18 protein-coding genes and 1 pseudogene are annotated in these 22,130 nt (G+C 70.0%); 15 read left to right on the top strand and 4 right to left on the bottom strand.

Annotation, left to right across the window (positions count from 1 at the left end):
• Positions 1 to 25 precede the first annotated feature (25 nt).
• Positions 26 to 979: a carbohydrate ABC transporter permease gene (locus AC07EJ_RS11850; protein ID WP_478884141.1), complete on the bottom strand. Its 954-nt coding sequence runs from the start codon at positions 977 to 979 to the stop codon at positions 26 to 28.
• Positions 976 to 1,395: an ABC transporter permease subunit gene (locus tag AC07EJ_RS11845; protein ID WP_478884264.1), complete on the bottom strand. Its 420-nt coding sequence runs from the start codon at positions 1,393 to 1,395 to the stop codon at positions 976 to 978. Before AC07EJ_RS11845 ends, AC07EJ_RS11850 begins: the two co-directional genes overlap by 4 nt.
• Positions 1,396 to 1,404: 9 nt before the next feature.
• On the opposite strand from AC07EJ_RS11845, the gene AC07EJ_RS11840 reads away from it, so the two are divergent.
• The 13 genes and pseudogenes from AC07EJ_RS11840 to AC07EJ_RS11780 all read left to right on the top strand — a co-directional run bounded on the left by AC07EJ_RS11840 (position 1,405) and on the right by AC07EJ_RS11780 (position 16,227).
• The gene (locus AC07EJ_RS11840; RefSeq protein ID WP_389476944.1) at positions 1,405 to 1,806 is read left to right on the top strand and encodes a DUF3662 domain-containing protein; all 402 of its coding nucleotides are present in this window, start codon (positions 1,405 to 1,407) and stop codon (positions 1,804 to 1,806) included.
• Between the two features lie 235 nt (positions 1,807 to 2,041).
• A pseudogene (locus AC07EJ_RS11835) lies at positions 2,042 to 2,386 on the top strand (fasciclin domain-containing protein); the annotation flags it as partial.
• 220 nt (positions 2,387 to 2,606) lie between these two features.
• Positions 2,607 to 3,947, top strand: coding sequence for an ABC transporter substrate-binding protein (locus AC07EJ_RS11830; RefSeq protein ID WP_478884140.1), 1,341 nt, complete (start codon positions 2,607 to 2,609; stop codon positions 3,945 to 3,947).
• A complete protein-coding gene (locus AC07EJ_RS11825; protein ID WP_389476590.1) occupies positions 3,944 to 4,918 on the top strand; it encodes a carbohydrate ABC transporter permease in 975 nt (324 codons plus the stop codon). Before AC07EJ_RS11830 ends, AC07EJ_RS11825 begins: the two co-directional genes overlap by 4 nt.
• Positions 4,919 to 4,948: 30 nt before the next feature.
• Positions 4,949 to 5,761: a carbohydrate ABC transporter permease gene (locus AC07EJ_RS11820; RefSeq protein ID WP_389476588.1), complete on the top strand. Its 813-nt coding sequence runs from the start codon at positions 4,949 to 4,951 to the stop codon at positions 5,759 to 5,761.
• A 35-nt stretch (positions 5,762 to 5,796) separates the two neighbouring features.
• Positions 5,797 to 8,970, top strand: coding sequence for a glycoside hydrolase family 38 N-terminal domain-containing protein (locus AC07EJ_RS11815; RefSeq protein WP_478884139.1), 3,174 nt, complete (start codon positions 5,797 to 5,799; stop codon positions 8,968 to 8,970).
• Between the two features lie 44 nt (positions 8,971 to 9,014).
• Entirely contained in the window at positions 9,015 to 10,703 is a 1,689-nt protein-coding gene (locus tag AC07EJ_RS11810) for a class I mannose-6-phosphate isomerase (RefSeq protein ID WP_478884138.1), read from the top strand.
• Positions 10,700 to 11,611, top strand: a complete 912-nt coding sequence (locus AC07EJ_RS11805) for an ROK family protein (RefSeq protein ID WP_389476582.1) — start codon at positions 10,700 to 10,702, stop codon at positions 11,609 to 11,611. Before AC07EJ_RS11810 ends, AC07EJ_RS11805 begins: the two co-directional genes overlap by 4 nt.
• Positions 11,612 to 11,631: 20 nt before the next feature.
• The gene (locus AC07EJ_RS11800; protein ID WP_389476580.1) at positions 11,632 to 12,675 is read left to right on the top strand and encodes a LacI family DNA-binding transcriptional regulator; all 1,044 of its coding nucleotides are present in this window, start codon (positions 11,632 to 11,634) and stop codon (positions 12,673 to 12,675) included.
• A gap of 194 nt (positions 12,676 to 12,869) precedes the next feature.
• A complete protein-coding gene (locus AC07EJ_RS11795; RefSeq protein ID WP_389476578.1) occupies positions 12,870 to 13,637 on the top strand; it encodes a GntR family transcriptional regulator in 768 nt (255 codons plus the stop codon).
• 116 nt (positions 13,638 to 13,753) lie between these two features.
• Positions 13,754 to 14,479: a TauD/TfdA family dioxygenase gene (locus tag AC07EJ_RS11790; protein WP_478884137.1), complete on the top strand. Its 726-nt coding sequence runs from the start codon at positions 13,754 to 13,756 to the stop codon at positions 14,477 to 14,479.
• A 101-nt stretch (positions 14,480 to 14,580) separates the two neighbouring features.
• Positions 14,581 to 15,528: a TIGR03619 family F420-dependent LLM class oxidoreductase gene (locus AC07EJ_RS11785; RefSeq protein WP_389476574.1), complete on the top strand. Its 948-nt coding sequence runs from the start codon at positions 14,581 to 14,583 to the stop codon at positions 15,526 to 15,528.
• Between the two features lie 48 nt (positions 15,529 to 15,576).
• Positions 15,577 to 16,227 carry a DUF6226 family protein gene (locus AC07EJ_RS11780; RefSeq protein WP_389476572.1) on the top strand — a complete coding sequence of 217 codons (651 nt, stop codon included), beginning with the start codon at positions 15,577 to 15,579 and terminating at the stop codon, positions 16,225 to 16,227.
• 72 nt (positions 16,228 to 16,299) lie between these two features.
• Here the strand turns inward: AC07EJ_RS11780 and AC07EJ_RS11775 are convergent, their stop codons facing one another.
• Positions 16,300 to 17,070 carry a class I SAM-dependent methyltransferase gene (locus AC07EJ_RS11775; RefSeq protein ID WP_389476570.1) on the bottom strand — a complete coding sequence of 257 codons (771 nt, stop codon included), beginning with the start codon at positions 17,068 to 17,070 and terminating at the stop codon, positions 16,300 to 16,302.
• A 272-nt stretch (positions 17,071 to 17,342) separates the two neighbouring features.
• Here AC07EJ_RS11775 and AC07EJ_RS11770 point away from each other — a divergent pair, with 272 nt between their 5' ends.
• Entirely contained in the window at positions 17,343 to 19,499 is a 2,157-nt protein-coding gene (locus AC07EJ_RS11770; RefSeq protein ID WP_389476568.1) for an MMPL family transporter, read from the top strand.
• A gap of 225 nt (positions 19,500 to 19,724) precedes the next feature.
• On the opposite strand, the gene AC07EJ_RS11765 is transcribed toward AC07EJ_RS11770, so the two are convergent.
• On the bottom strand, positions 19,725 to 20,384 hold the full coding sequence (locus tag AC07EJ_RS11765) for a YceI family protein (protein ID WP_478884136.1): 660 nt from the start codon (positions 20,382 to 20,384) through the stop codon (positions 19,725 to 19,727).
• A 257-nt stretch (positions 20,385 to 20,641) separates the two neighbouring features.
• On the opposite strand from AC07EJ_RS11765, the gene AC07EJ_RS11760 reads away from it, so the two are divergent.
• Positions 20,642 to 22,087 carry a glyceraldehyde-3-phosphate dehydrogenase gene (locus tag AC07EJ_RS11760; RefSeq protein WP_389476564.1) on the top strand — a complete coding sequence of 482 codons (1,446 nt, stop codon included), beginning with the start codon at positions 20,642 to 20,644 and terminating at the stop codon, positions 22,085 to 22,087.
• The last annotated feature ends 43 nt before the right edge of the window (positions 22,088 to 22,130 follow it).

The following is a 22,130-nucleotide window of genomic DNA, read 5'->3' as shown; positions in this document are numbered from 1 at the left end:
GCATGGGGATCCTCATGACGATGGCCTACTTGACGGCGCCGGCGGTCATGCCGGACTTCCAGAACCGCTGGAGCATCAGGAAGAGAACGACCAGGGGAGCGACGGACACCAGCGATCCGACGACGGCCAGGAGGTAGTCCTGCGGGTGGCCCTGGGAGAGCGCGGACGAATACCAGACGTACAACCCGAGGTTGACCGGGTAGAGGTCCTTGTCGGACAGCATCACCAGGGGAAGGAAGAAGCTGTTCCAGATCTGGGTGAACTGGAAGAGGAAGATGGTCACGAAGGCGGGTGCGAGCATGGGGAAGGCGATGCGGCAGAAGGCCTTGAACTCGCCCGCCCCGTCCATGCGGGCGGCCTCCAGGACCTCGTTGGGTACGTAGGCCGCACTGAACACCCTGGCCAGATAGACCCCGAACGGGAAGACGAGGCCGGGGACGAACACGCCCCAGAAGGTGTTCACCAGACCGGCCTTGGCAGCGATCAGGTACAGCGGGATGGCCATGGCCGTTCCGGGGACCATGACGCCCAGCAGGACGAGGGAGAAGAGCTTCTCCTTGGCGGGGAAGGTCAGTTTGTCGAAGGCGTACCCGGCGGCCACGCTGAACACCGTGGCCAGCAGCGCGCCGACACCCGCGTACAGGACCGTGTTGGCCATCCAGCGCAGATAGATGCCGTCGTTGACCCGGAACAGGTGGCCGAGGTTGTCGAAGAGCGCGAAGTCCTTGCCCGGCGCGAAGCCGTTCGTGGCGAAGAGGTCCTTGCGGCTCTTGGTGGACGACAGGACCAGCCAGAGCATCGGCAGGAGTGTGTAGAGGGCGGCGAGGCCCAGCATCGCGGTCACGCCGGCCTTCGACAACAGGGCCGAGGATCGCTTGCGGGGACTACGCGGACTGCGCCCGGTCGGCCTGCTCTCGCTCTTGAGGCCCGGGTCCGGCGCGGTGGGCGCCGGGGCAGTGAGTGTCGTTGTCTTGGTCACGCCTGGCTCCTGCTGCGCGAAAAACGGGTGACGAGGAAGGACAGCACCGCGGCGAACAGCGCGATGAGCAGCGAGGCTGCCGCTGCCAGGCCGAAATCGTTGTGGGTGAAGGCGGCGGTCTGGACGTACATGTTGGGCGTCCAGCTGCTGCCGATCGAGCTGGAGGCGCTGTAGATGACCTTCGGCTCCGTGAAGAGCTGGACCGAGCCGATCACGGTGAACAGCACGGACAGTGCGATGGCCGGGCGGATCATGGGCAGCTTGATCGACAGGGCGGTACGGATGCCACCCGCACCGTCGATCTTCGCCCCGCGAGCGGGACCACGGTGTTCCTCCGTCCCCGAACGTAGTGCTTCCTCCGAGACACCCGCACTGCCACTCGGATGGGTGGGTGTGTGCCTGGAGGCGGCGGGCAGCCGACCGGCATGGAGCCCTTCACAACCGCCGAACTTGTCATGGAGCGATGGACCAACACCTTGTGGGGCAAGCTGTTTCGTCCGAAGGAGAGGCCCGGAGAGGTCGTTGAGGTGCTCCGCCGCGAGTGCGACGACAACGCCCTGATCGTGGGTCGTCAGAGGGTGGTGGTGCCCAATGCCTTCGTCATCGGTCTGGCGCCGGAGATCCACCACAAGTTGATGACGCACACGCTGGCGGTCGAGCCGGATCTGGTGAATCAGGTGCGACGGCACGCTGCCGAGAAGGGTTACACCTTCGCCGGGCCGGTGGCCGTGGAACTCATTCCTGCACCGCATGAGCCGACGGTGCGATTCCGTGTCAGCAGCCGTATCGCGCCGGTTGAACGGCAGCCCAGGTCCGGTACAGGGTGATCGCCTTGGGCACCTTGTCGAGAACCAGGTGCCCAAGATTCACCTCCGCGCGAGGGGCTGCGGCGACGGCTCAGCGCGTTGTCGCGCCCCGCCCTCACGCGGGGAATTCGATGAGACCGACGGGAGGCAGCGTCGGAGTCCTGGAACCGCCCGCGGGCTCGACGGTGATGCCGACGCTGCCGGCTTGGTCGAGGCTGCCCTCGATGAGGGCTGGTTGCTCCGGTCCGGGTCGAGGAAGCCCGCCCGCCTGGTCGACACGCTCAACAACGCCAAGGACATCACGGTGTTCGCGCCGACCAACGACGCCTTCGCGAAGATCCCGAAGGCTGACCTGGACAAGGTCCTGAACGACAAGGCCACGCTGACGAAGATCCTCACGTACCACGTCGTGGGCCAGAAGCTGGCTCCCAAGGACCTGGACAACGGTTCGTTCGCCACGCTGGAGAAGTCGAAGCTGACCACCGCGGGCTCCGGCGCGTCCTACAAGGTGAACGACTCCGCCGACGTGGTCTGCGGCAACGTCAAGACGGCCAACGCCAACGTCTACATCATCGACACGGTCCTCATGCCGAAGATGTGACACCCGCAGTCCCAGCGGTGACGAGGGGCCGGCCGTACACGGTCGGCCCCTCGCGTCATCGGCGCCCCGGTCGTCCCCTGTTCGCCGACGCAGGTCCGCCGCAGCGCCTCATGTATTCACCGCGTCGCGGCCATTGACATTCACCCGGCACTGCGGCCAAGCTCCCGACATCGAGTGTTAACGATAACACGATCTTGAACATGCCTGAGGGAGCCGCCCCATGACAGGCCGTCACCCACCGCTGAGTCGCATACGCACGTCCGCCGTTTCCGCCCTCCCCAGCCGCCGCGCCGTGCTGCGCACAGTGGTGGCCGGAACCTTCGCCACCGCCGTGGCGCCGCTCGTCTCCGCGTGCGGCACCGCGGCCGGGCAGCCGCCCGGCAAGGTGGCTGTGCACGGGGACAACCCGACCTGGGCCGCCCCGCTGAAGGCGGCGGGCGCCGCGATGCGCTCGGTCGCCGGACTCGAACTCGTCCCCGAGGTCATCCCGTCCCTGGAATCCTTCGAACAGGTCGTCAAGTCCTCGCTGCGCACCAGCAAGACGCCGGACATGCTCAAGTACTGGTCCGGTTACCGCCTCCAGGACCTGGCCCGCACCGGCGGCATCGTCGACCTGTCGGACCACTGGGCGAGTGCGGTCCGCAAGGGGTGGGCCGACCCGTCGCTGCGCTCCGCGTTCACCTACCAGGGGCGTGTCTACGGGCTCCCCATGAACCTGGCCTACTGGGTCTTCTACTACAACCCCGAGGTCTTCCGGTCCAACGGCCTGAAGAAACCGCAGACTTGGGACGACTTCCTGCACGCCGCCGATCGCCTCAAGCGCGCCGGCATCACCCCGCTGCACGGCACCACCGCCGGCCGGTGGCCCGCATTCATCTGGTTCCAGGAGATCCTCAGCCGCCAGGACCCCCAGTTCTACGACGACCTCATGAACGGCCGGGCCCGGTATACCGACGCGCCGACGCAGCGGGCCATGCGCACCATCGTGTCCTTCTTCGACAAGGACTGGTTCACGCCGATGGACATGGACCACACCGCGGCCGCCGCCGGCCTCGTCCACGGCAAGGTCGGGATGGTGCCCTGCGGCACCTGGCTCGGCTCCATCCTCGCGGGCGCCGGGGGCAAGCCCGGCAAGAACGTCGACGCATTCGTGCTGCCCATGCAGAACACCCGCGTACGCCCCGCCGTGATCTTCGAGTCCAGCGCCCTCGTCTGCACGGTCAAGGGACCCGACCGCGAGGAGGCCTACCGCGCCGCCGGAGCCTGGACGAACCCGAAGGTGATGAAGGCGTTCTCGCACACGCTGCAGGACGGCTGTCCCAACCCGGCCGTGCCGCCCGCCGACACGATCATCGACGGCGTGGCGACGACGGCGCGGGAGAAGAAGGCGCGCAAGCTCAACCGCTTCTGGGAGTTGGGACCGCCCGAACTGGTCGAGTCCACGGTCGACGACCTGGCCGGCTTCCTGATCGACCCGTCCTCGTACCACATGGTGCTGCGGACCATGCAGGGCCGCGCCGACGAGGCGTGGCAGGTATGGAAGGAGGCGGAAGGCTCATGACGGACGCCGTGCGCGCGATACCCGCAGCCGAGTCGGCCGAAGCGGTGCGGCCACGTCGCCGCATCCCCACCCGCACGCCCCACCAGGCGGCCACCGGGTCGCGTGGCCGGATGGGCGGCCCGCTGACCGGCGTCCCGTGGGCGCTGCCCGCGCTGCTGCTCGTCGGGGTGCTGCTCATCTACCCGTTCCTGCGCAGCATCTACGGCAGCCTCTTCGAGGACAACGGCTTCACAAGCCACTTCACGGGCCTGGACAACTACACCCGGCTTGCCGACGACCCGATCTTCGGCCGGTCGCTGTTGAACACGGTGATGTGGGTGGCGGGCACGCTCCTGCTGCCCGTCCTGGCCGGACTCGCCATCGCCGTGGCCACGCACCGGATGCGTTTGGGGCCCATCGCGCAGTTGGTCGTCGTGCTGCCGTACGCGATCTCGGGCGCCGCCACCGCCGTGCTGTGGAAGTTCATCCTCACCTCGGAGGGCTCGCTCAACCAGGTGCTGAACGGTATCGGTCTGGGCTCCCTCGCCCACCCCTGGCTGCTCGAATGGCCGCAGAACACCCTCTCCATGATCGTGGCCAGCACCTGGCAGGCCACCGGCCTGAACGTCGTCCTGTTCGCCATCGGCCTTCGTGCCATCCCGCGCGAGACCGTCGAGGCGGCCGAGCTGGACGGCGCGACCGGCTGGCGGATGTTCCGCCACATCACGCTGCCCCAACTGCGGTCCGTGAGCGTGGTGGTGATCGGCATGGCCATCGTCAACAGCCTCAAGGCCTTCGACATGATCTGGGTGCTCACCCAGGGCGGACCCGCCCGCTCCTCCGAGACCCTGGCGCTGACCATGTACCGCGAGGCCTTCCGCCTCTTCCACGTCGGTTACGGCTCCGCCATCGCCCTCGTCCTGTCCGTCATCGTCGTCGCCTCCTCCTGGATGTACCTGCGCCGGCAGATGCCCGAGACGTCCCCGCGCTGACCCGAGCCGCCCGACAAGGAGTGACATCCCGTGGGAAGGATCTTCCGCAACATCTTCGTCGCCGGCACCGTGGTGCTCTGGCTGATCCCCGTGTACCTGCTGGTCGTGAACGCGCTGACGCCGGTCACCGCCTATGCGGGCAAGCCCGACTGGACGCCGCAGGGCTTCGCGCTCTGGGACAACCTCTCCACCGCCTGGAGCGAGGCGGGCATCGGCGACAGCTTTCTCAACTCGCTGCTGTACGCGGTGGTGTGCGGCGCCGTCGCCGTGGTCGTCGCCGCCATGGCCGCCTTCGCCGTCGTGGTGCTGCCCGTCCCGAAGCCCGCGTTCTGGTTCTGGCTCATCTACTCGGGGACCCTCTTCCCGCTGCAGATGTTCCTCGCGCCGCTGTTCGGCATGTACGCCGACGGCAACCTCTACGACACCCGGCTCGGCCTGATGCTCGTGTACGTGGCGTGGGCCGTCCCGTTCGCGTTCTTCCTCGTCCGCAACCAGATGACCACGATGCCGCCGGAGGTCACCGAGGCGGCCATGATCGACGGCGCCTCGTTCCGGCGGATCTTCTGGCGCATCCACGTGCCGCTGATGGGCTCCAGCCTGGCGGCCGCGTTCATCTTCCAGTTCACCGCCGTCTGGAACGACCTGCTGTTCGGCATCACGCTCAGCCGCAGCCCCGACATCCAGCCGGTGATGGCCGCCCTCACCACGCTCAACAACGCATACGCCTCCTCGGGCCCGCCCGTCATCCTGGCCGGCGCGCTGATCGTCTCCCTGCCCACCCTCGTCGTCTTCCTCGTGTTCCGCGGCCTGTTCCTGCGCGGCGTCACCGCCAGCACCCGCTGAGTCCCACACCCTCACCCCGACTTGGAGATCTCCGCATGACCACACGGGCCCTCGTCCGTACCACCGACTGGGACAACGACCGTATCCGCGAGAGCCTGCGCGGCTCCGTCGTCAGCGCCGAAGGCACCCTGGGCGGCAGCGCCCTGCGCCTGACCACCGAGCCGCTGATGCGCCGGGCGGAAGGCGGCGGGCTGCTGCAGTCGCTGCGGGTGGAGGCGGTGAACGGCACCCCGATACCGGCCGAACTCGCCGTGCGCACCGATTCGGGCGCGCCGCTGGCCGCCGAGCGCGTCGCCGGGCCGAACGGCTCGGTCCGGCTGCTGGTGCCCGCCGTCGACACGGCGCAGCGGGTCACCGTCGCGCTGCCGGAAGGCGACGGCGGCATCCAGCTGACGCTCACACCGCAGCGGCAGTGGACCATCCACCTGGTGCACCACTCGCACCTCGACATCGGCTACACCGACCCGCAGGGCCGCGTCCTCGCCGAACACCTCTCCTTCCTCGACTCGTGCCTGGAACTGACCCGGGCCACCGACGACTGGGCGCCCGAGTCCCAATTCCGTTGGTGCGTCGAGTCGTTGTGGTCGTTCCAGCAGTGGGCTGCCGGCCGCCCGGCGGAGCAGGTGGCGGAGTTCGTACGGCGGGTGCGCGAGGGACGTATCGAGCTCACCGCGATGCCGTTCAACCTGCACACCGAGACCTGCTCCACCGACGAGCTGCACGAACTGCTGCGCCTGGCCCACCAGGTGAGGGACCAGCACGGGGTCGACATCACCTCGGCCATGCAGACAGACGTGCCCGGATCCGTCGTCGGCCTGGTCGACGCGCTCAGCGCGGCAGGCGTCAAGTACCTTTCCGTGGCGCACAATTGGGCCGGACGTTCGGTGCCGCACCTGGTCGGCGGCGAGAAGCTGCCCCGCCTCTTCCGCTGGCAGGCGCCCAGCGGCAACAGCGTGCTCGTCTGGGTCACCGACACCCCGCACGGCCTCGCCTACATGGAGGGCCCGCTGCTCGGCTTCGACACCGACTACTCGTCCGTCGACGACCTGCTGCCCGCCTACCTCACCTCGCTGGCCACCAACCCGTACCCGTACGAGGGCGGCGTCTTCGGCTGGGCGATGGACCAGGAGGAGATCAAGCGCGAGCCCTACCCGTGGGACGTCCTGCACCTGCGCGTCCAGGGCAAGTTCGGCGACAACGCGCCGCCGCGCCGGATCATCGCCGAGACCGTACGCCGCTGGAACGAGACCTGGGCCTACCCGCAGCTGCGCCTGTCGCGCAACGAGGACTTCTTCACCGACGCCGAGGCCAGGCTCGGCGATCAGATCCAGACCTTCGACGGAGACTGGACCGACTGGTGGGTCGACGGCGTCGGCTCCGGCGCCCACCCCCTGTCGATGGCCCGCACCGCGCAGGCCGTCGTCGCCGACGCGCAGACGCTCGGCACCTTCGCGGGCGTCCTCGACGCCACCGGAGCGGCGGACGACACACGCGACGCGGCCGGTGTCTACGAGGCGGTGTCGCTCTTCGACGAGCACACGTGGGGCGCGGGCGACCCGTGGACGCACGGACACGATCACGGCCACTCCGGTGAGCAGCAGTGGCACTGGAAGTACGGGCAGGCCCTGCGCGCCCGCGACGACGGGCAGTCGCTGCTCGACCGGGCGAGCGCCCGCCTCGGCCAGCGTCTGGCCCGCCCCGCCGGCACCGCCGCCTCCTACCACGTGGTCAACACCTGCTCCTGGCCGCGCACCGACGTCACCGAGGTCTTCCTCCCGGAGTCCAGCGCCCCGCTGGAGCAGGCCGTGGCCGTTCACGACGCCCGCACCGGCGAGCGGTTGCCCCACGAGGAGCGCCCGCAGACCAACGAGAACCACCGCGACGCCGGCCGGTTCCTGCTCGTACGCGTCGACGGCGTACCGCCCGCAGGCTCCGTACGGATCGACGTGCGCGCGATCGACACAGCGGGCGACGCCTCCGAGGAGACGGCCACCGTCAAGGCTGCCACCGGCTGGAACCCCACCGGCGGCACCGAGCGCGAGGACCCGGCCACCAGCGCCGCGGCAGCCCACGCGCTGTCCGACCCGCTGCTCCTGGAGAACGAGCACCTCGCCGTCCGCGTCGACCTCGCCCGCGCCTGCATCGCCTCCGTCGTCGACAAGGCGACCGGCCGCGAACTGGTCCGCGCCGACGCCATCACCGGCTTCAACTCCTACATCCACGACAAGTACACAACGGCGGGCGGCTTCAACCACAACTCCAGCCGCACCACCGCGTCCGACCGGCTCGAACACCTCGGCAACCGCTCTGTCGCCCCGCCCGCCGCGCTCATCGCCCGCCACTCCACGGCCACTGCCGAAACACTCACGTACGAGACCCGCCCGCCGGGCGCCAACCGCGTGCGCACCACCCTCACGCTCCGGCACGGCGTCGGCCGACTCGACATCGAGAACCAGGTCGACAAGGACGCCACGCTCGGCAAGGAGAGCGCCTACTTCGCCTTCCCCTTCGCCTTCGAGACGCCCACCGTACGGATGGAGGCGTCGGGCGGCGCGACCGGCACCGGGCTGCCGGTGGTGCCCGGCTCGGCCCTGCACATGCGTGCCGTGCGCCGCTGGGTCTCCCTGCAGGAGGACGACCTCGCCGTCGCGTGGGCCACGCAGGACGCGCCGCTGGTCCAGTTCGGCAACATCGCGCTGCCCTACGCGCCGTTCCCCAAGACCATGGGTCACGACGAACCGGCCACCGTGTACTCCTGGATCCACAACAACCTCTGGGACACCAACTTCCCCAGCGAGCAGGCCTTCGAGTTCACCTTCCGGTACTCCCTCTCCTGTGCCACCGGCGCCGACGTCGCGGGCCTCGGCCCGCGCACCGCGGCCGGCACCTCACGACTCCTGCACGCCGTGCGCGCCCGCGGGTCGGTGTCCGCCGGGGCCCCGGACCGGCTCGGCTTCGCGACGGTCGGCGACCCGCGCGTACGGCTCGTCGGCGCCACCACCCCCGACGCGGACGGAGCCGTCCTGCTGCGCCTGCAGTCCTTCGCCGAAGAACGTGTCGCCTGCCCCGTGCGCGCCCTCTTCCCCGTCTCGGAGGCCCGTCTCGCCGACTACCACGGCCGCACCGGGAACGAACTGTCCCTCCAGGACGGCGAGGTCACCGTCGACCTGCCCGCCCTCGGCACCGCCGCGGTGCTCTTCCGCCGCTGAGACCGTGCGCGCCCACGCGTACCCCGATGTGTGAAGGAGACTTCGTGTACCGGCTCGACCCGCGTTATGCCCCGGCCCCGCAGGCCGTTCTGACCGTCGGCTGGCAGGCAGCGGCAGCTCAACTCCCCTCCGAACCAGCGGTGTTGGCAGTTGATGGTCCGCCGTCCGTGGACTGGGACGCGCTCGCCGAGCACCTTCGGCGCGCGCTCACGGCCACCCCGGTGACGCTGCTCGACGTACGCGGCCACTACGCACCGCCCGCCGAGATCCGCACCCGGACCGAGCGGCCCGAGGACGAGGAGGACCCCTACTTCCGCACACTCGCCGACAACCCGCTCGACGACCTCTTCGACACGCTTCCCGCGGCGGCACGACCGGACGAGGGGCTCCTCGTCGTCTACGGCCCCGGCGCCGCGCTCGTCGACCACGACCTGCTCTGGTACGCCGACGTGCCCAAGCGGTACGCGGAGGCCGCCGCGGTCGCGGGCACCGCCGGGACCAACCTCGGCCTGCCGGGCGAGAAGCCCGACCTGCGGCGGCTGTTCTACGCGGACTGGCCGATGCTCGACCGCCACCGCGACGCGCTCGCGCCACGGCTCGACGGCTGGCTCGACCTCCAGGACCCCGACCGCCCGGTGTGGCTCGACGGCCCCGGCCTGCGGGCCACCTACGCCGCCCTCGCCCGCCGGCCCGTGCGCACCCGCCCGTACTTCAACTCCACGCCCTGGGGCGGACATTGGGCCCAGCGCACGCTCGGCTTCAGCCCCGATGCCCGCAACACCGCACTCGGCTACGAGCTGATCGCACCCGAGGCCGGAATCCTGGTCGGCACCGGACCCCGGGCGCAGGCCGAGGTGCCGTTCCAGCTCATGTGCGTCCTGGAGCCGCAGAGCGTCCTCGGCGAGGAGGTGCACGCCCGCTTCGGCACGTCGTTCCCCCTTCGCTTCGACTACCTCGACACCGTCGGCGGGGGCAACCTCTCGGTGCACTGCCACCCCAAGGAGCCGTACATGCGCGAGCGGTTCGGCTGGCCGTACACCCAGCACGAGACGTACTACATGACGCTCGGCGGCCCCGACACGAAGGTGTTCCTCGGGCTGCGCGAGGACGCGGACGTCGATGTCTTCCGCGAGCAGGTGCGGCAGGCCGCGACCGAGGGCACACCCATGAATCCCGAGGACCACGTCCGCGCCTTCCCCGCCGAGCAGGGCCAGTTGTTCATGATCCCCGCGGGCACACCGCACGCCAGCGGGACCGGCAACCTCGTCCTGGAGATCAGTGCCACGCCGTACCTGTACAGCCTGCGGTTCTACGACTGGCTGCGGCCCGACGCCGACGGCAACCCGCGCCCGCTGCCCTACGAGCACGGCTTCGCCAATCTGGAGACCGGGCGGCGCGGCGCCGAGGTCGCCCGCGACCTGGTGCAACAGCCACGCACCGTGCGCGAGGGAACGGGCTGGCGCGAAGAGGTCATCGGCGCGCTCGACGAGATGTTCTACGAGGTGAGGAGGTACGTGCTCGACGCCGGCGCGGAGGCCGACGACGACACCGCGGGACGGTTCCACATCCTGAACGTGGTCGAGGGCGACGGCGTGACCGTGCACACCGCGGCGGGCGACCGGCACGAACTGGCGTACGCGGAGACGCTGACCGTACCGGCCGCCGTGGGTGGCTACCGGCTGCGCGCGGCGGACGGGGGACCGGTCCGGGTCGTGAAGGCCCTCGTCCGGTGATACCGGTCATCGAGGTCGGAGGCACCCATGTCACCGCGGCCCTCGTCGACCCGGCCGACGGCCGCGTGGCCGGCCGCACCCACCGGCCGCTCGACCCGGGCGGTGGCGCCGGGGACATCCTCGGCGCCATCCGGCGCTGCGCCGACCACCTCGACGCCGCGCTGGGCACGCGGTGGGGGGTGGCAGTGCCGGGCCCCTTCGACTACACGCGGGGCATCGCGCTCTATGCGGGCGTCGGCAAGTTCGAGGCCCTGTACGGGACGGACGTGCGCGCGGTACTGCTCGCACAGCTGCGGCAGCGGCCCGAAGACGTCGTCTTCCTCAACGACGCCCACGCCTTCTTGATGGGGGAGTGGTCCGCGGGCGCCGCGCGAGGCCACCGCCGCGCCGTCGGCATCACCCTCGGCACCGGCGTCGGCTCGGCCTTCCTCGCCGACGGCAGGATCGTCGAGAAGGGGCCGGGTGTGCCGCCCGAGGGGCGCATGGATCTGACCGAGGCCGACGGCGCGCCCTTGGAGGAGTCCGTGTCCCGCCGGGCCATCCTCGCCCGGTTCGGCGATCCGTCCGCCGACGTGCGCGACATCGCCGAGCTGGCCAGGGCCGGCGGGCGGGCGGCCCGGCGCGTCCTGGACGATGCCTTCGTGACCCTCGGCGCCGTCCTCGGACCGCGGCTCACCGCCTTCGGGGCGACGACTGTCGTCATCGGCGGCTCGATGGCCCGCTCCTGGGACCTGGTCGCCCCCGCGCTGCGGGCGGGACTCACGGACGGCGGCTGGGCGCCGGACACCGCGGCCTCGGATGACAGCTCCCGACGCCTCGCGCGGCATACTCGTGCGGTGCAACCCGCAGGCCTCGCCTCGGACGCCGCACTGGTCGGCGCGGCCCGCGCCGTTGCCATCCGCGACTGACGATGGGGGAGACGGCGATCATGTCCGACACCCGCGGGACGAAGGACCCGCACCCGACGCTGCGCGACGTCGCGCAGCAGGCGCAGGTGAGTGCCATGACCGTGTCACGTGTGCTGCGCGACGACCCCAGGGTGCTGCCCGCCACCGCCGCGCGGGTGCGCGCCGCCGCCGCCGAACTCGGCTACCGCCGCAACGAGATGGCCCGCAGTCTGCGCCTGGGCCGCGGTACCGGGCTCGTCGGGCTCGTCGTCACCAACCTGGCCAATCCCTTCTACTCGCGGCTCGCCCTCGGCGTCGACGCGGTCGTGGCCCAGCACGGTCTGAAGACCGTCATCGGCAACACAGGCCACGACCCGGACAGCGAACGCGGCCTCGTGGCGGACCTCGTCGCCCGCCGCGTCGACGGCATCATCGTCGTCCCGGCCGCCGACGACCAGCGGCACCTGGCAGCCGCCGCGGCGGGCGGCGTGCCCGTCGTGGTGGCCAGCCGACCGCCGAACGGCTTCGCCGCCGACTGCGTCCTGGTGGACGACTACGGCGGTGCCCGTACGGTGACCCGGCACCTGCTCGACGCGGGCCATCGCCGGATCGGCTTCGTCGGCTCCCCACCCGCTGTCTACACCGCCGCCGAGCGGTTGCGCGGCTTCACCGACGCACTCGCGGACGCGGGCCTGCGCCCTGAACCGGACCACGTACGGCTGGGCCCGCAGGAGACCGAGGAAGCCAGTCGGGCCGCCGCCGAGCTGCTGGGCCTGCGGCAGCCTCCGACGGCGCTGTTCTGCTCCAACAACCGCAACACCATCGGTGCCTTCCGCGCGATCCGCGGCGCGGGCACCGACACCGCACTCGCCGGGTTCGACGACTTCGAGCTCGCCGACGTGCTCGGGCTGCCGCTGACCATCGCGGCGTACGACAGCGACGAACTCGGCCGGGAGGCAGGCCGGTTGCTCGTCGGCCGGCTCGGTGAGGGAGCGGCCGACGGCGGTTCCGGCAGCGGCCCGCCCGCCCGGCGCGTCGTCGTCCCCACGTCGCTCGTCCACTACGGCGCACCGGGACCGGCGTGAGTGCGCCGGTCCCGGCGGAGCGACGCAGACGACAAGGGGCCGACGATCGTTCGGCAGCTGTCCCAACGGTACGATCGAGCGTTGGCCGGATGGCCGTCGGCAGACTCCGGACTCCCACAGGGACCGGTAATGTAGGTCCGCGCGGTCGGTGTTGACGTTGACCGACGATACCGAGCGAGGAAGAGGGCCGCGCCTTGGCACGTAAACGGACGCAGGACCTGCCTGACCTGTCCGGGCTGCTCCTGCCCCGTGACCAACGGATGACGGCCGTGGAGCAGTCGGTGCTCCGGCATCGCGCCAACACGGAGGTGGCGGTCTCCCTAGCCGAGCAGATCGCTGCCCGGCTGGCCTCTGCCATCGCCTTCGACCTCGTGCACGCGGGTCAGCGCCTGCTGGAGCAGGACATCTGCGCGATCCTCGGCGTCAGCCGGGCCCCGGTCCGCGAGGCACTGCGCATCCTCGAGCGGGACCGGCTCATCGAGTTCCAGGCGCGGCGGGGTGCGCTCGTCACCGCGCCGACAGCCAAAGAAGTGCGCAACGTCTTCGACGTCCGGATCGCGCTGTACGGAATGCTCCTCCGGGAGGAGATGAACCAGGACCCGAAGCGGCTGCTCGCGGTTCTGAACGCCCACCTGCCGGCGGTCGAACGGTCGATCACCGAGTCCGCGGACGACTATGCGACGGCGACGTTCCTGATGAACTCGTCGATCGCGGCGGTGGCGAGCAACGAGACCCTCGCGGACCTGTTGCAGTCCGTCTCCCTCCAGACATTCCGGTATGTGCGCATGGGCCTGGCGCATCATCCGGGGAACATTCCGCGGTCCCTCGAGAGCTGGCACGCCCTTCGGGCCGCGGTGGCGGCGGGTGAGGTCGCCCTGGTGGTCCGGATCGCCGAGAGCCGCATCGAGCGGGTCCGTGACGCGGCCCTGGTGGCCATCGAAGCCACCGAAACATCGGACTGAGCCGGGTTCGGCTCAATGGGTTGACAGTGCTCGCGGCTTCTTTATTCTTGTCGACGTGAATCCCGGAGGGACGGGATTGAGTCCCATCCCAGTCGACGACGATTGCGAAGGAAGCCATGGCTCTTAAGATCACACCCCTGACCGGGTCGATCGGCGCGTCGGTGGAAGGTGTCCGCCTCGGGTGGCGCCTGGACGACGCCACGCTCACCACGCTTCGGGAGGCGTTCCTGGAGTACAGCATGCTCGTCTTCCGGGGGCAGCACCTCGAAGCGCCGGCGCACGCGGAGTTCGCCCGCCACTGGGGCGAGCCCGTCGTGACGGCCATGCTCGACCAGCTCCCGGACGCTCCTGGCGTCGTCCAGATCACCGACGTCAAGAAGGAGGCCACGGCCACCGAGGCCTGGCGCTACGACGCGACGTTCGAGAAGGTCCCGCCGAAGATCTCGATCCGCCCCTGGTTCCAGACCCACTTCGACCGGTTCGTGGTGCCGCCCGGGGCCGAGGAACTGGCGCGCAGTGCGGTCGGTCCGCAGGCGTTTCGGACCGGCCGCTCGCTGGGTGTCCAGTTCCATCCGGAACTCACCGAGGCGACCCTGCGGAGGTGGCTCGACCTGGGCCTGTACGACCAGGCGCGCGGCCTCGGGCTTGATCCGGACGAGTTGCTGGACCGTACCCGCGAGCTGCGCGAAGAGGCGCGCCGGCGGGCCCACGCGCTGGTGGACGGATTCCTCGACCGCGTGGCTCGGTCGCCGGCCGCAACCGGTGCGGAGCCCGCGGCCGCAACGGGTGCGGAGCCCGCGGCCGCAACCGGTGCGGTGCCAGGGGCCTGCAACCCTGGCTGAGTACACATCTGTTCCGGACCCTCGCCGGCCCGTACCCCCGACCTTATTGTTTGATCTCAAACGAATTCTGTCCGCGCCGCATGGACCACAAGGACCTACCGATGCCCACGATGCCCACACCCCGCATGCAGCTCGTCCTCAGCGAGAACTGGACCATGACCGGCGGCCGCGCGGATCTGCCGGCCGTGGTCCGCTGGGCCTGCGAGGCCGAGGACGCCGGCTTCGACTCCGTCATGATCAGTGAGCACGTCGTCCTCGGCCCGGACGCCGGGGCGAACGGCGTCATGGGCAATCCGCGCGACTACGCGCTGCCGGGCAACCAGGACCCGTACATGCCCTGGCCCAACTCCCTCATGCTGCTCAGCGCCATCGCCTCGGTCACGCAGCGGGTGCGGCTCGCCGCGTCCGCGGTGATCGCGCCGCTGCGCCACCCGCTCCTGCTCGCCCGCGAACTGGGCACCCTCGACCTCCTCTCCGAAGGCCGGCTGATGGTGCTGCCCAACGTCAGCTGGAGCCGCGACGAATACGCCGCCCTCGGCGTGCCGTTCACCCGGCGCGGCAAGCTGCTGGACGAGCACCTGGAGATCTGGGCCAAGGTGTGGGGCCCGTCCCCCGTCTCGCACGAGAGCGAGTATTTCCCCTTCCAGGACGTCTACTTCGAGCCGAAGGCCCACCGCCCCGACGGCCCCCGGCTGTGCTTCGGCGGCGCGGGGATGCACGACGCGATGGTGCGGAGGATCGTCCGGCACGGGCATGCCTTCAATCCGCTCGGCCGTCCGACGCCCGAGGAGATGAAGAAGCTGGCGGATGCGATGGCCTCCGCGGGGCGTGACATCGCCGACCTGGAAATGATCGGGGGCACCCGCGCGGTCTTCCCCGACGACCGGTCGTGCGCCGACCTGGACCAGGCGCTGGAGTGCATCCCCGAACAGCTGGCTGCGGGCTTCACCACCTTCTGCATCAAGCCCTCGCAGTTCACCGACGACCCGAAGGGCGTCGGGGCCTTCTGCCGTGACGTGATGCGCCGCGTGGAGTCGCTCGTGGGGTGATCGTCTCGCGGGGTGACCGTGGTGATCGCGGCACCGTATGGTGCCCGTATGGATCAGCTGATGCTCCGTCGGGCGGTCGACGAGGAGTTCGCCGTCACCGGGGCGGACACCCCGCCCTGGCCTGATCCGCATCCCGACGGTGCAGTGCGGGACGCGGAATACTCGCGGTGTTCGGACCCGGGCAAGTACCGCATTCTTGCCGCCCGCGCCGAGGCATGGACGCGGGCGCTGACCCGGCTCGGGATGGGCCGGGCGGAGCCGGTTGCCGATCCGGCGGCGATCTGGCGGCGGGAGCCCGGTGTGACCGTCGGCGGTGCGGTCCGCGTACGGCCGGTGCGCGCCGGTGCCGTCCCTCTCGTCTTCGGGTTCTCCGCCATCGACAAGGTCCCCAGGACGGTTCTCGTGCTGGGGGCGGGCGATCCCGCGGTGGCGCTGGAGACGGTTCCGGACTGCGGGTGCGATGCCTGTGACGACGGTTCCGCGAGCCTGCTCGAGATGGTTGACGACATGGTGCTTGCCGTGGTCACGGGCTCGTTCGTGTACGTCGACGCCGGGCGGGGCGGGGAGATCGTCGGTGCGGGGGACAGCTGGTCGGCGAGGGACTGGGATGCCGAGCGGCCGTCCGTCGAGGAGGCGCTTGCCGCGGCGCGGGCCGGGCGGTCCCCGCACTCTGTTGTGCGCGGGTCGGCCTGGGGGTGACGGCCCTCGCGAGGGGATTTCCGGGCTGATGCCCGGGTGTGCCCGGAACTCGTGCTCACCCCATGGCCGCGGTCACGGGGTGCTCCGCAGGAGAACGAGCGATCCGTCGTAGGTGGGCCGACTGCGGAGGTGGCCGAAGGCCTCGTCCCAGGCGCCCGAGCCCAGGGCGCGGCGCAGCGAGATGTCGAAGTCCTGGCGGGCGCGGTCGTCGATGAAGCTCCAGGCCGAACAGGCCTGTCGGGCGGCGGGGTTCAGGAGGAGTTCGGGGCGCCCGTAGTACGCCTCGTTGAAGCCGTCGGTGCAGTCCAGCGGGATGGGAATGTACTGGACGGTGGTGGTGCCGCCGAGCGCGGCGGTGAGCTGGTGCAGGGGCGGATAGCGGCGGGCCTCGGTATCGAGGACGTCGGGGGCGTACTCGTAGAGCCAGAAGTCGCGTACGCGTGCCGGGTCGCAGGTCAGTACGGCGACCGGGCCGCGGCTGACGCGTCGAAGCTCGCGCAGCCCGGCCTCGACGTCGGTCCACTGGTGGACGCTGAAGAGGGTCATCGCCGCGTCGAACTGCTCATCGGCGAAGGGGAGGTCTTCGGCGACGGCGTCGATGGCGGTGGCGAGCTGGGCGGGGCGCTGGGCGCGCATGGCCAGGGAGGGCTCCACCGCCGTGATCGTGCGCGCCGCGGTCTCGTAAGAGCCGGTTCCCGCACCGACGTTGAGGACGGTGCGCGCATCGCCGATGGCCTCGGCGATGACCTGGGCGATGCGTTCGTCGGGGCGGCGGTAGTGGGCGTATCCGGAGCCGACGCTGCCGTGGTCGACATCTCCGGCGCTGCCGTCGTGGGTGCGCATGACCATGGGACCTCGCCTTGTGGGCCTGGGCCGGGGCGGTGACGTCCGCCTCCCGAACAACAACACCTCATATCTTGCATCTGCCAGGGAAGATCTCATAACCCACTGGCTAATGCTTGGCTGATCGGCCAATGAGCGTGGCATGTGCGTTGGTCGTTTTGGGCGATGTGCTGGCGTGTGGCGGGTGGAATGAAAGGGATTGATCTACGCGAACACTGATGAAGGGTGCATAGCGGTTAGACTCGCGCACCCGATGGCTTGTGGAGGCCGGAATGCGACGGTGGGCCGAGTTCGTTCTGCGGCATCGCAAGGCGGTCGTGGCGTTCTGGGGACTGGTACTGATCGCCGGCGTGCTGCTGGTCGGCCGGACCACGCATCGATTGACGACCGACTTCTCACTGCCGGGCCAGCCGGGCACGGTGACGGCGCACCAGATCAAGCAGTCCTTCGGCAGTGGCGGCGACACCAGTCCGTACCTGGTCTCGGTCACGCTGCCGGCCGGGCAGACGGTCACCGGCAGCGAGGCCGATGTCGGCCGGGTGTTCACGGCGGTCGGGGACACTGTCCCCGGCGTGCGGGTGATCGATGAGGCGAACACCGGTGACAAGGCCTTCCGGACGAAGGACGACCGCACCGCGTATGCGCTGGTGTTCTACCGGTTCAACCCGTCGCTGAGACAGCAGCTGCTGACCGATCCGATCCACTCGGCTGCGGAGAAGGTCATGCCGGCCGGCGCGTCGGTCGGTGTGACGGGCCAGGACGTGCTGGCTTCGGGGGGCGACGACAGCGGTGGTCCGGGGGTGCTCGGGGAGACCCTCCTCGGTGCTGTCGGCGCCCTCGCCGTGCTCGCCTTCGTGTTCGCCTCCTTCCTCGCGCTGCTGCCGCTGTTGGTGGCCGCGGTGTCGATCCTTGCCACCTTCGTCATGCTGCTGCCACTCACGTACGTGGCCCACGTGTCGTTCATCGTGCAGTTCCTGGTCGCCCTCATCGGCCTCGGCGTGGCGATCGACTACTCGCTGCTGTTCGTGACCCGCTGGCGCGAGGAGCGCGACCGTGGCCGGGACCCTCACGACGCGGTCGTGGTCGCGATGCAACGGGCCGGGCACGCGGTGGTGTTCAGCGGTGTGACGGTGGCCATCGGCCTGCTCGCCCTGGTCGTCCTGCCGGTCCCGTTCATGCGCAGCATGGGGTACGGCGGGGCGCTCATCCCGCTGGCGAGCGTCATGACGACGCTCACCCTGACGCCGGCGATCCTGGGGGGCATCGGGCCACGGGTCGACTGGCCCAGGATCCGCCACGAGAGCCGGGCGAGCCGCGCCTGGAGCCGGTGGACAGCCGCCGTGGTGCGGCGCCGCTGGATCGCGGCAGGCGCCGCGCTGGCCGCACTTGCGGCTCTGGCCGGTGTCTTCCTCGGGATCAGGATCGGCCACGCGTCCTCCGAATCACTGGCCAGGAGCGGGCCGGGGCACACGACGCTGACCATGCTGGAGCGCGGTGGTGTCCCGACGGGCGCGCTGACTCCGATGGAGGTCCTGGTCAGTGCCGGCCGGGCTCGACCGGTGGCCGACCGGCTGGCCGAAGTCGACGGTGTGAGCGGGGCGTTCGTCCCCTCCGGGCCGGCCGGCAACCGTGCCGGAACGAGCATCGTCGTGGTCGTCCCGGACGGCGAGACGGTGAACTCCAAGAGCGTCGACGTGGTCAAGCGGGTCAAGAGCGTCAGCGAGAACCTTCCCGGGGTCATCGGCGTCGCCGGTATCGGTGCCGCCCAGATCGACTTCCTGCACGCCGTCTACGGCACCTTCCCGCTGATGCTCACGATCATCGCGCTGCTCACCTACGTGCTGTTGGCCCGAGCCTTCCGCTCCCTGCTGCTGCCGCTCAAGGCGGTGCTGCTCAACCTGGTCTCGCTCGCGGCGACGCTCGGGCTGATGGTGATCTTCTGGCAGGACGGTCGCGGCTCCCGCGCGGTCTTCGGCGTCGCGGCCACCGGGGCCATCACCTTCTGGATCCCCATCATGATCTTCGCGTTCCTGTTCGGACTGTCGATGGACTACGAAGTGTTCATCCTGTCCCGCATCCGCGAGGAGTACGACGCCGGGCGCTCGACCGATGCCGCCGTCATCGAGGGCATCGGCCGCACGGGCCGGCTCGTCACCAGCGCCGCCCTCATCCTCTTCCTCGCCTTCGCCGCGCTCGCCTCCGGCCCCGGCACCGACCTCAAGACCCTGGCCACGGGCCTCGGCCTCGGCATTCTTCTGGACGCAACTGTCGTGCGGATGCTGCTCGTTCCCTCCCTCGTCTCCCTGTTCGGCCCCTGGAACTGGTACCTGCCGAACTGGGCGGCCCGCGCGCTCCGTGTCCAGCCGTCCTACCCGCGCCCGGAGCGGGAGGAGCCCGAGCCGAGGGCGGCCGTGGGCGAGGCGTACTGAGCAACGCCGTGCCGTCCGCTGCAGCGATCGACGCTGCGGTGGGCGGCACGGCATGTGCCGGGAATCAAGGAGTGCAGCTCTGACGGGGACTGGGGCTGGGCGGCGGCTCGGGCTTCGGCGATTCGGGGCACGACCCCTCATCGGGCTCGACCGGAGTGACCGCTGCCCATGGTGGGCCGTGGGGCGACCCGGTCGTCGCCCCCGTCACCGTCGCCCCGCCGGGCGCTACGCCAGGGGCGTCGACCGGATCGCGGAGATGTCGAACTGGAGCCGGACCTTCTCGCTCACCATGGTGCCGCCCGCCTCCAGGCGCTGGTTGTACACCAGGCCCCACTGCGTGCGGTCGATGCTGGTGGTGCCGTCGAAGCCGGCCCGTTCGAAGCCGAAGGGGTCCAGGACCGAACCGAGGTAGTCGAGTTGCAGCTCGACGGGCCGGGTGACGCCGCGGATGGTCAGGTCGCCCGCCATGCGGAAGGTCTCTCCGCCGTCGTGGACCGTGGAGGTGCTGCGGAACACCATCTCCGGGAAACGGCGTGCGTCGAAGAAGTCGGCGCCGATGAGGTGGGCGTCCCGCTGCTCCACACCCGTGTCGACGCTGGCGACCTGGATGACGAGTTCGGCCCTCGACTCGGAGGGCCGGGCGCCGTCGAAGTGCAGCTTGCTCTCGTACTCGCCGAACGCGCCGCGCACCGTCGTGACCATCGCATGCCGTACGGAGAATCCGATGCGGCTGTGCGGGCGGTCGATCGTCCACTCTCCGGTAAGTGCGCGAAGCGCCGGGTCGAGCGTGGGCCTGGGTGCCGGGGTCCCCGGGAAGGGCGTGCTGGGGCCGACAGCCGGCGTCGGCTCGAGGGTCGCGGTGTGGCGACGGCTGAAGATACCCATGATGTCGTCATCTCCTTCGAATCTGATCACTACGTGTTATCACGGGGTCGGCGGTTGCTCCGGAGCGAGATGGGCGGGCTCGTCCGGGTTCTATGGAGCTGCCTGCAAAGTTGCACAACATCGGCACGGATGTGGAGGCACGGTCGGGTGGCCGGGGGTCACTCAGAGTCAGGCGATCAAGCTCGGGGGGACCGTTTGAACGATCAAAATGGCGGCGGGTTAGCATATGAGCGCCGCCTAGCTCGAAAGATAAACCTGTGACTGTCAAAGACGACTCGTTCACCAACTGGAAGAACCGCGAGGAGATCGCGGAGTCGATGATCCCGGTCATCGGGAAGATGCACAGGGAGCGCGACGTCACCGTCCTGCTCCACAGCCGCTCCTTGGTGAACAAGTCGGTGGTGAGCATCCTCAAGACCCACCGGTTCGCCCGCCAGATCGCCGGCGTGGAACTGTCGGTCACCGAGACGATGCCGTTCCTGGAGGCGCTCGCCGCGCTGGACCTCGGCCCGTCGCAGATCGACATCGGCCTGCTCGCCGAGGCGTACCGGACCGACGATCGCGGTCTGTCGGTGGCGGAGTTCACCGCCGAGGCCGTCTCCGGCGCCACGGGTGAGAACAAGATCGAGCGCCGCCAGGCGCGTGACGTCGTCCTCTACGGCTTCGGCCGCATCGGCCGCCTCGTCGCCCGCCTGCTCATCGAGAAGGCCGGCTCCGGCAACGGCCTGCGCCTGCGCGCCATCGTCGTCCGCGGCGGTGGCGACCAGGACCTCGTCAAGCGGGCCTCGCTGCTGCGCCGTGACTCCATCCACGGCCAGTTCAACGGCACGATCACGGTCGACGAGGCGAACAGCACGATCGTCGCCAACGGCAACGAGATCAAGGTGATCTACGCCAACGACCCGTCCGAGGTCGACTACACGGCGTACGGCATCAACGACGCCATCCTGATCGACAACACCGGCAAGTGGCGCGACCGCGAGGGTCTTTCGAAGCACCTCCGCCCCGGCGTCGAGAAGGTCGTCCTGACCGCTCCGGGCAAGGGCGACGTCCCGAACATCGTGCACGGCGTCAACCACGACATGATCAAGCCGGACGAGCAGATTCTGTCCTGCGCGTCCTGCACCACCAACGCGATCGTCCCCCCGCTGAAGGCGATGGAGGACGAGTACGGCGTGCTGCGCGGCCACGTGGAGACCGTCCACTCGTTCACCAACGACCAGAACCTGCTGGACAATTACCACAAGGCCGACCGCCGCGGCCGCTCCGCGCCGCTCAACATGGTCATCACCGAGACCGGCGCCGCTTCCGCCGTCGCCAAGGCGCTGCCCGACCTGAAGGCGCCGATCACCGGCAGCTCGATCCGCGTCCCCGTCCCGGACGTCTCGATCGCGATCCTCAGCCTGCGCCTCGGCCGCGAGACCACCCGCGAGGAAGTCCTCGACTACCTCCGTGACGTCTCGCTGAACTCGCCGCTCAAGCGCCAGATCGACTTCACCACCGCCCCCGACGCCGTCTCCATGGACTTCGTCGGCTCGCGCCACTCCTCCATCGTGGACGCCGGTGCCACGAAGGTCGACGGCGACAACGCGATCCTCTACCTGTGGTACGACAACGAGTTCGGCTACTCGTGCCAGGTCATCCGCGTCGTCCAGCACGTCTCCGGGGTGGAGTACCCGACCTACCCGGTCCCGACGGCGTAAGCCTCGACAGCCCGAAGGGGCCCGGCCGTTCCGACGGCCGGGC

The sequence above is a fragment of the Streptomyces sp. NPDC045026 genome (assembly GCF_056432625.1).
Note: the sequence above shows the minus strand (reverse complement) of the source record. Positions and strands in the feature narration are given on the sequence as shown.